Source organism: Streptosporangium minutum, from assembly GCF_002149035.1.
Taxonomy (GTDB): Bacteria; Actinomycetota; Actinomycetes; order Streptosporangiales; family Streptosporangiaceae; genus Streptosporangium; species Streptosporangium minutum.
On the sequence record NZ_NGFP01000328.1, the window covers coordinates 1 to 9068 of the forward strand.

At 72.3% G+C, this 9068-nt stretch carries 10 protein-coding genes; 5 read left to right on the plus strand and 5 right to left on the minus strand.

Annotated elements, in window-relative coordinates:
• Positions 1 to 74: 74 nt before the first annotated feature.
• Both CA984_RS39990 and CA984_RS40000 read left to right on the plus strand, forming a co-directional pair.
• Entirely contained in the window at positions 75 to 1400 is a 1326-nt protein-coding gene (locus tag CA984_RS39990; RefSeq protein ID WP_086578570.1) for an alpha-amylase family protein, read from the plus strand.
• 237 nt (positions 1401 to 1637) lie between these two features.
• Positions 1638 to 2069, plus strand: coding sequence for a hypothetical protein (locus tag CA984_RS40000; protein ID WP_133061921.1), 432 nt, complete (start codon positions 1638 to 1640; stop codon positions 2067 to 2069).
• A 34-nt stretch (positions 2070 to 2103) separates the two neighbouring features.
• On the opposite strand, the gene CA984_RS40005 is transcribed toward CA984_RS40000, so the two are convergent.
• A complete protein-coding gene (locus tag CA984_RS40005; protein ID WP_108724682.1) occupies positions 2104 to 3702 on the minus strand; it encodes a DHA2 family efflux MFS transporter permease subunit in 1599 nt (532 codons plus the stop codon).
• Between the two features lie 97 nt (positions 3703 to 3799).
• Between CA984_RS40005 and CA984_RS40010 the strand changes: the two genes are divergently transcribed.
• A complete protein-coding gene (locus tag CA984_RS40010) occupies positions 3800 to 4219 on the plus strand; it encodes a MarR family winged helix-turn-helix transcriptional regulator (protein ID WP_086578573.1) in 420 nt (139 codons plus the stop codon).
• 7 nt (positions 4220 to 4226) lie between these two features.
• Here CA984_RS40010 and CA984_RS40015 read toward each other — a convergent pair whose 3' ends face one another.
• The 3 genes from CA984_RS40015 to CA984_RS40025 all read right to left on the minus strand — a co-directional run bounded on the left by CA984_RS40015 (position 4227) and on the right by CA984_RS40025 (position 7303).
• Positions 4227 to 5825 carry a PP2C family protein-serine/threonine phosphatase gene (locus CA984_RS40015; RefSeq protein ID WP_165781597.1) on the minus strand — a complete coding sequence of 533 codons (1599 nt, stop codon included), beginning with the start codon at positions 5823 to 5825 and terminating at the stop codon, positions 4227 to 4229.
• Between the two features lie 150 nt (positions 5826 to 5975).
• Positions 5976 to 6911, minus strand: coding sequence for a sensor histidine kinase (locus CA984_RS40020; RefSeq protein WP_086578575.1), 936 nt, complete (start codon positions 6909 to 6911; stop codon positions 5976 to 5978).
• The gene (locus CA984_RS40025; protein WP_165781598.1) at positions 6911 to 7303 is read right to left on the minus strand and encodes an STAS domain-containing protein; all 393 of its coding nucleotides are present in this window, start codon (positions 7301 to 7303) and stop codon (positions 6911 to 6913) included. The genes CA984_RS40020 and CA984_RS40025 overlap by 1 nt, the downstream gene beginning before the upstream one ends.
• Before the next feature lies 1 nt (position 7304).
• Between CA984_RS40025 and CA984_RS46745 the strand changes: the two genes are divergently transcribed.
• Both CA984_RS46745 and CA984_RS40030 read left to right on the plus strand, forming a co-directional pair.
• Positions 7305 to 7448: a hypothetical protein gene (locus CA984_RS46745; RefSeq protein WP_165781599.1), complete on the plus strand. Its 144-nt coding sequence runs from the start codon at positions 7305 to 7307 to the stop codon at positions 7446 to 7448.
• A gap of 5 nt (positions 7449 to 7453) precedes the next feature.
• Complete coding sequence (locus tag CA984_RS40030) at positions 7454 to 8428, plus strand: NAD-dependent epimerase/dehydratase family protein (RefSeq protein ID WP_086578579.1); 975 nt, start codon at positions 7454 to 7456, stop codon at positions 8426 to 8428.
• A gap of 89 nt (positions 8429 to 8517) precedes the next feature.
• Here the strand turns inward: CA984_RS40030 and CA984_RS40035 are convergent.
• On the minus strand, positions 8518 to 9068 hold a 551-nt coding region (locus tag CA984_RS40035; protein ID WP_207621218.1), incomplete at its 5' end, for an RICIN domain-containing protein.

Consider the following 9068-nt stretch of genomic DNA (forward strand, 5'->3'; position numbering starts at 1 on the left):
ATGTACGCCCCTCACCCCGGCTCCCCGGTGCGGGCCGTACGGCCCGCACCGGGGAGCCGGGGTGAGGGGCGTACATGGCGGCGTGGGTGGACCACACGATCTTCTGGCATGTCTATCCGCTCGGGTTCGCGGACGCGGAGAGCGCGGCGACGGCTCCCGGGACGCCGGTCCGGCACCGCCTGCGGCAGCTCGAACCGTGGCTGGACTACGCCGTGGACCTGGGCTGCTCGGGGCTGCTGCTGGGCCCGATATTCGCGGCGGAGACCCACGGCTACGACACCGTCGACCATTTCCGGATCGATCCGCGGCTCGGCGACGACGAGGACTTCGACCGTCTCGTCGCGGCGGCGCGCGACCGTGGCCTGCGGATCGTCCTGGACGGGGTGTTCAACCACGTGGGCCGCGGGTTCCCGGCGTTCGCGCGGGCGACGGCCGCCGACCCCGACCCTCGCTACGCGCGCTGGTTCCGGCCACTCGGGGAGGGCGGCGAGCCGGACTACGCGACCTTCGAGGGGCATCACCGGCTCGTGGCCCTCAACCACGAGGAGCCGGAGGTGCTCGACCACGTCGTACGGGTCATGGACCACTGGCTGGATCGCGGCGCGTCCGGCTGGCGTCTCGACGCGGCCTACGCGGTGCCCGCCGGTTTCTGGCGCAGCGCCCTGGCACGGGTCCGGCCGCTCCACCCCGACGCGTGGTTCGTCGGAGAGGTGATCCACGGCGACTACGCCGAATACGTCAGGGCGAGCGGCCTCGACTCGGTCACCCAGTACGAGCTGTGGAAGGCGATCTGGAGCTCGCTCAACGACGGCAACTTCTTCGAGCTCGCCTGGACCCTGGAGCGGCACAACAGCCTGCTCGACGCCGTACCGCCCCCGCTGACCTTCGTCGGCAACCACGACGTGACCAGGCTGGCCAGCCGTCTCGCCGATGAGCGGCACCTGGGCCACGCGCTCGCCGTGCTGTTCACCGTGGGCGGCGTCCCCAGCGTCTACTACGGCGACGAGCAGGCCTTCCGTGGCGTCAAGGAGGAACGGGAAGGCGGGGACGACGCGATCCGCCCCGCCTTCCCCGGCCGTCCGGACGCCCTCTCTCCCCTGGGGTGGCCCGTCTACCGGCTGCACCAGCGCCTGATCGGCCTGCGTCGCCGTCATCCGTGGCTGGTCAGAGCCCACACCACCGCCCATCACCTGACCAACCGGACTGTCGCGCTGGTGTCGACCTGCGCGGACGACCCGGGCCTCAGGATCGTGACGCTGCTCAACACCGACGACCAGCCCTGCCTTTTCCCGCTGGAGACCGGCGGGCTCACCGTGGAGGAGACGTCGGAGACGGCGCCCGCCTCCGGGGACCCGGCGCTCGTCCCCGCCCACGGCTGGACGGTGCTCAGCGGCCGGTGACCTCCACGGGCGGGATCATGGTTGGCAGGACCTCCACGGACGGAACCCCTACAGGCGGAAACATGGTCGGCAGGACCTCTACTAGCATGATCACGGTTGGCGGGACCTCGGCGGACAGTGGCGCCACCGGCGCGGAGACCGCCGTGTCCGGGAGGACCGGCGCCACCGGCCCCTGGCTGGCCGGACATTTGATCCCCGGGAACCACCACATGGGAATACAGAAGGTACGGTCGGCTCATGTCTGAGCGCAGCATGCCGCACGACGCCGCCTCCTGGGCGTGTCCCCACGGGCAGGACGCCCGCCGAGGCTGCGTGGCCTGCTATGAGGAATCGGTCAGCCCCGACCCGGCGCTGCCGTTCTGGGAGGTCGCCGCCTGGTTCACCACGGAGCGGCCGATCCCCATCAGGACCCTTCAGGACGTTCACCACCACGGCCGGCGCTTCGCCCTCGACCAGCCGTCCACGCCGCTGGTCTACCTCCTGACCGGCCACGCCCGCGCCCACGACAGCGTCGAGGCCATCGCGGGCGTGATCGGCTTTCTCCTCCACAACCGGCACGTGGTCGCCAACTTCACCGTGACGGAGACCCGGGCCGCACCCCAGTCGCCGCCCAAGACCAGCACGACCCGCCAGACGGACGTGTGGCTCGACGACCGGCGAGGCGGCTGAGGGGCGCAGCGCCGCCGGCAGGGGGCGCGGCAGCTCAGTCCTCGATGCGCCGGTCGCCCAGGGACATGCCGGCCAGCAGGCCGAGGCTCAGGAACCCGGCCGCGCCGAACGCCGCGTAGCGGGTGCCGGTCGCGAAGGACTCCCGGGCGGCGCGGGCGACCTCCGGCCGGCCGGAGAGGCCCGCGATGGCCCCGCCCGCGCTGCGCTGCACCGCGGCGACGACCCCCTCCCGCTGTGCGGGGTCCACCCCGTTCACCTCGCTCAGCCGCCGGTCGAGATCGGCGCCGAGCCCGGCGAAGAGCAGCGTGCCGAGTACGGCGATGCCGAGGGCCGAGCCGATCTGCCGGACCGTGCTCTGCGTGCCGGAGCCCTGGCCGCTGCGCTCGACCGGGACCTCGGCCAGGACCACGCCGGTGAGCTGGGCGGTGGCCAGCCCGATGCCCATGCCGTAGCAGAACAGGAACGGCACCGGCAGCGCCCACGGGGTGTCCGCGGAGACCACGAGGCCGAGCCCGGCGATGCCGATGACCTCCAGCGCGAGACCGGCGCGCACGGCGAAGGCGGGGCCGCGGGTCCGGGACAGGCGGGAGGCGACGGCGCTGGCGGCGAAGGAGCCCACCGCGAGCGGGAGCAGGGCGACGCCCGTCTGCAGCGGCGAGTAGCCGAGCACGAACTGCATCCACAGCGGCAGCGCGAACAGCACGCCGAACTCGCCGAGGCTGACGATCAGCGCGGCGATGTTGCCGTTGCGGAACGAGGGGATGGCGAACAGCGACAGGTCCAGCAGCGCGACCCGGCCCCGCCGGTTGCGGGCCCGCTCCACCAGCACGAAGGCGGTCAGGGCGAGCGCGGAGGCGGTGAAGGCCACGGGCACCGGCGAGATCGCGAGCGGCCAGCTCCAGCCGCCGACGGCGAAGGTCTCGACGGCCGACCACCAGCCGTAGACCCTCCCTTCGACCAGCCCGAACACCAGGAGACCGAAACCGAGGGTGGACAGCACGGCACCGGTCACGTCGGCTCCGCGCCGGCTGTCGAGCTCGCGCGACTCGGGCACGAACGCCAGCACGCCGATCACCACGGCGACGGCGACCGGGATGTTGACGCCGAACGCCCAGCGCCAGGACAGGTCGGTGGTGAGCCAGCCGCCGATCAGCGGCCCGACGGCGGCCATTCCCCCGATCGTGGCGCCCCAGACGGCGAACGCGGTAGCCCGGTCCCCGCCGCGGAATCCGGCGTTCAGCAGGGACAGCGTCGTGGGGAAGATCATGGCTCCGCCGATGCCCTGCAGGATCCGGGCGCCGACGAGCATCGGCCCGCTGGTCGCGGCCGAGGCCAGCAGGGACATCGCCGCGAACAGGACGACCCCGGTCAGGAGCAGGCGGCGCCGTCCCAGCCGGTCGGCGAGGCGGCCGAAGGTGAGCAGGAGCGCGGCGAACACCAGCGCGTAGGCCTCCTGGACCCACTGCGCGCCGGTCGAGCTCAGCTTGAGGTCGCCGATGATCTGCGGGACGGCCACATTGGTGATCGTCGCGCTGGAGATGATCATCGCTACCGCCAGCGCGATGAAGGCGAGCCCCGCCCACCGCGACCGGCTGTCCCTGCGCGCCGTCTCCGGCGATCTCGTCGCACTCACACCGGCCGCCTCCTCGAAGTCCAACACTAAGTGCCCTTAGCTTCATTCGGATAACGTGGCCTGAGGGTTTCATCCGTGCACCGGCAGATGGAGTTTCATGGACGACCTCACGTCCTGGCCGACGGGCCGCCTCCTCCTGGTCGCCGCGCGCCTGGTGGAGCGTGAGTGGAACGCCGTGCTCGCCGAGCGCGGCCTCACCCACGCGGGGTTCCTCACCCTGAACGCGCTCGGCGACGGCCCCCGGACCCAGCGGGAGCTCGCGGCCCGCACCTACGTCGAGGAGCAGACGATCCGCCCGGTGCTCGACCGGCTCGAACGCAACGGCCACATCAGCAGGGAGCGCGACCCGGCGGACCGGCGCCGCGTGATGGTGACCCGCACCCCCCGGGGAGAGCGGACGTACACCGCGCTCCTGGCCGGCGACTCCGCCGAACGGATCATCGCCGACCGGGTGGAGGACCCCGAGGTCCTGCGGGCCGAGCTGATCCGGCTGATCAGCGGCATCCGCGAGCAGTGATCCGGCGTCAGCCGTCCCGGCGGGGGGGCGTCACGACCTCGCCGTTCTGGGTGACCTGCGTGACCAGGACGCAGGTGTCGTCGGCCGCGTTGGCCGGGACCATGGCGTCCATGACCGCCGAGAGCCGGTCCTGGGAGGCGGGAGAGATCGGCCGGAGGGCCTCGCTCAGGGCGGCGCTCATGAGATCCAGGCCCTCGTAGAGGTCGCTGCCGCGCTTCTCGATGAGCCCGTCGGTGAACATCACCATGAGATCGTCGGGCCGGAGCCGTACGGTGCCGCAGGTGTAGGCGGCGTCCTCGAAGACGCCGAGCAGCACGCCCGGATGGAGCAGGCGCTCCACGCGCGAGCCCCGGGCCAGGAGCATCGGGGGGTGGCCGGCGTGGGTCCACCGCAGGGTGCGGTCGGCCGGGTGGTAGCGGGCCACGAGCGCGGTGGCCAGCACGTCGGGCCGGAGCTTGCACAGCAGGCGGTTCAGCACGGTGAGGATCTCCGCCGGGTCGTGGTCGGCGAAGGCCAGGCCGGTGATCGCGTGCCGCAGCTTCGCCATGGCGGAGGCTGCGGCCAGCCCGTTGCCGGCCACGTCCCCGACGGCCAGCAGCACGTCGCCGCCGTCCAGGCCGATCGCCTGGTACCAGTCCCCGCCGAGGTAGGCCGCCGTCTCGGCGGGCTGGTAACGGGCGGCCACCCGCAGGCCGGGCAGGAGGTAGGGCTCGTTCTGGACCGGCATGATGATTTTCTGCAGGTGGGCGGTGAGCTGGTTCTCCTCCTCCAGCCGCCGACTGACGCTGGCCAGCTCGTCGGCCGTCCGGCGCCAGCCGGTGATGTCCTGCATGACCCCGTGGATCTCCAGGGGCCGGCCCGCCGCGTCGAGGGTCGCCTCGGCCGAGATGCGGATGTGGCGGAGGGAGCCGTCCACCTCGATCCGGACTTCGAGCTCGTGGGGCCCGCCGCCGCGCGTCCACGCGTCCGCCGCCCCCGCGAGGAGCGGCGCGTCCTCGCTGTGGACGAGGGTGGAGTACGCCTCGATGGTGAGGGGGCCCTCCGCCGGATCGCGCCCGTGGATGCGGTAGAGCTGCGGCGACCAGACGACCTCCCCGGTGACCATGTTCCAGCGTCCCCAGCCGAGGTTGCCCAGGTGCTCGGTGCGGGCGAGACGGGCCTCCAGCCGCTGTCCGAGGTCGTCGCGGACCCAGGTGACGAGCAGGCCGTCGTCGAGGCGGGCGATCCGGATGGCGTAGGTCGAGCGGTGCGGGACGCCGTCGGCGGCCTCGACGTGCTCGTACGGGCTGTACCGCTCGGGCACGCCGGTCTCCATCACCCGCAGGTAGGCCTGCCAGAGGGGCGTTTCCGCCACCGACGGGTAGCTCTGCCGGGTGCGCAGGCCGATCATCTCCTCGCCCCGCCGGCCGTGGATGTCCTCAGCCTCCGGGCTCACGGCCTGGACGAGGAGGTCGACGATCGTGCCCGTGGCGTCACGGATCGGCACGGCCCAGCTCGCCGATCCGGGCATCACGTCGAGCACGGCCTGCACCGTCGCCGTGGAGGCGGAGACATGCTCCGCGTCGATCGTTCCGGGAAGCGGCGCGACCCCGATGGTGGTCTCCATGACGTTCGACCTGCCGGAGGGCAGCAGGCGACGTCCGTCTCCTGGGCTCAGAATCGCTTCCTTCCGCATGGCCGTAACCGGCCTGGGGGAGCTGGTGGCGGACGAAGCGCCGCCACGGGCTCTGACAGAGGGGTGGGATGTGCGGACGGTTCAGGTGCTGAAATACACGCGGACGGTGGTGCCGTCCTGGTTGGTGTGGATGCGGACCAGGTCGCTGAGCAGGTTGGTGACGAGCAGGCCGCGAGAGCCCCGCTGGCGGGGATCGGCCGGTCGGCGTCCGGCAAGGGGGTCGAGGATGTGACCGGCGTCGGTGACGTCCACAACCACCTGCCCGTTCTCGGCCCAGATACGCACCGTCCCCGAACCTCCCCCGTAGTCGAGGCTGTTGGCCGCCAGCTCGCTGGCGATCAGCCGCAGGTCCTCCAGGCGCTCTCCGGAGAGCCCCATGGAGGCTGCGTGCCCGACGACGAAGTCACGCACGCGCCCCAGGTCGCCGTCGGCGAATCCGAGGGCGGCGGCGTCCACGGGGTCGGGCAGCGGCCGGTTGTAGTCCTGGATGATCCGCTCGGGCGCGTAGACGCGGCTGGTGCGCAGGCCGTACCCGTCCATGATGACGGGATGGGTCATCTCGGCGTCCGTGATGACCGACGGGTCCAGCCCGTCGAGATCATAGGGGCACAGGATGGTGACGGCGCGGCCGGAGAACGCGAGGTTGATCAGCGCCTCGTGCTGGACGCACGCGGGATACTCCGTCGCCGACCGGCCGGCCCAGATCGGCTCGCCGATGATGCGGACCCTGCCGGCGGGGTGGAGGTCGGCGAAGGCGCGCAGGACGCCGGGGATGATGCGCCCCGGGTTGCGGCCGGCCTGCGTCATGTCGAGGAAGCGCACCTCGGAGGCCTCTTCGCCGAGCTCGGCCCGGAGCAGCTCCACGTTCTGCGGGGGCACGGCCACCGCGACCGGCTCCCCGGCCGCCAGGCCCTGGCGGATGAACGGCACGGTGCCGTCGAGATACTGCCGGGCCCCGCGGTAGAACAGCGCGGGATGGACGAACGGATCCACCGTGGTGGTCGTCGTCGTGGTCATCACGTCTCCACTTCGATCGGGGAGGAGTCCGGTCCGATCAAGGCGAGTACGGATCTCAGACAGTAGGGCGCGTGGTGCAGGAACACCTTTTTGCCCATGGGGAGGCCGCGCGCGGCCTCGGTCAGCAACCACGTTCCCCGGACGTCGACGAACAGGAGGCCGGAGAGGTCGATGTGCATGTCATCGCCCTTGGTGACCAGCCCGCCCAGTGCCTCTTCCCAGAGCCTCCTGGTCGTGCGGTCGATGTCGCCGCTCACCTTCAGACCGGCCGGCGGACCGGTCAGGTCGATGTGGAGGTCGTGGGGGGACGGCCCGCGGACTCCGGGTGTCGAGGAGCCGGGTCCGGCGGCCTGTGACGGCCCGCGCGGTCTCACCTCTGGCCAGATCGTCACGGTGACCATCCTGAAGTCGACGATGGACACCTCCAACGTACCCGTTGTCGCCTTTAACAGCGAAAAGGATGGGCTCAACCGCACACCACAGCCCCGCGAGATGAAGGATAAGTCTGAGCCAGAAGCACTTTATGCAGGAAAATGACCCTCATGCGTATTCTGATCATTGGTGGAACCCGGTTCGTCGGCCGGCACATCACCGAGGCCGCGATGGCGGCCGGACACGAGGTCTCCCTGCTGCACCGGGGGCAGACCGGGCCGGAGCTGTTCCCCGAGGCGGAGCACCTGCGGGCCGACCGGAACGAGGACCTGTCGGTCCTGCGCGGCCGGCGGTGGGACGCGACGATCGACGCCAGCGCCTACCTTCCGTCGCAGATCGCCTCCCTGGCCGAGGTGCTTTCCACGGACCAGTACGTCTTCGTCTCCACCACGGCGGTCTACGCCGACCCGCCCGCGCCGGGCTTCGCCGAGGACTCGCCGCTGGTCGAGCCCGACGGCCCGGTCGAGGAGACGGTCACCGCCGAGACCTACGGGCCGCTGAAGGTGCTCTGCGAGCGCGCCGCGCTCGACCGCTTCGGGCCGGGGACGCTGATCGTACGGCCGACCTACGTGATCGGCCCGCACGACTACACGGGCCGCTTCACCTACTGGGTCAACCGGATCGCACGCGGCGGCGAGGTCCTGGCCCCGGGCGACCCGTCGGTCCCGATCCAGGTGATCGACGGACGTGACATGGGCGCCTGGATCATCGCCATGGTCGAGAAGACGGACTCGGGCACCTTCCACGCGGTCAGCCCGCCCCCGCCGTTCTCCTTCGGCGACATGCTGGAGACGATCGTGGCCGAGGTCGGGCCGCCGGGGACCACGCTGACCTGGGTCGGGCAGGAGTTCCTGCTCGCCGAGGGGGAGGACGGGCGGTCGCTGCCGCTCTGGCAGGAGGGCGGCGGAGCGGCCAACACCGCGGACCCGGCCGCCGCGACCGCGGCCGGACTCGACCCGCGCCCCCTCCGCCGGTCGGTGCGCGAGACGCGCGAGTCCGAGGCCTCGTTCACCACGGCCACGACGATCAGCCCGGACCGGGAGGCCGAGCTTCTGGCCAGGTGGCACTCCCGCCAGCGGGGGTGATCACCCGCCCGCCGCTCCGGCCGCGCTCGCCCCCGCCGGGGCGGCCGGTCCGCGACGCGTCCGGAGACCTGGCCGCGGCCGACGGCGGGTCAGCCGTCCACGAGAGTGATGCGCTGATCGGCTGAGCCGGTGTAGGGGCCGTAGAGGATGAACGCCGTCGGCGGACGCTTGCCGCCGAACTCCTTGCCGATGGACAGCGCCTTGCCCGAAGGGACGCTCACCAGCCGGCGCACGCCGTCGCTGAAGGCCGGGCGGTGCCAGCGCTGGGCCGGGCCGGAGGCGCAGGGCTTGAGCCGGACCGCGAGCATGCCGCCGCCGTTGAAGGCGACGGTGTCGTACTGCTCGCCGACGGCCAGGCAGCGGCCGCTGACGACGTTGACGAGCTGGAACCGCTGGGCGCCGCCCCGCGTACGCCAGGCCGTACGCGGGTCGGCGCACGGCAGCGCCGCCACCAGCCCGCCCGCCGCGCCGACGCATCGGCCCGCGTAGGCGATCCGGGTGCCCGGCTGGGGAGCAGGCTTGCGGGGGGACTGCGACGCGGGTCCCGGCGTCGGCACGCGGACGGTCGGGGTCGCCGCACGGGCGGTCGGGGTCGCCTCGCGGACGGGCGCCCGGGGCTTCACACGGGTGGGCTTCGGGG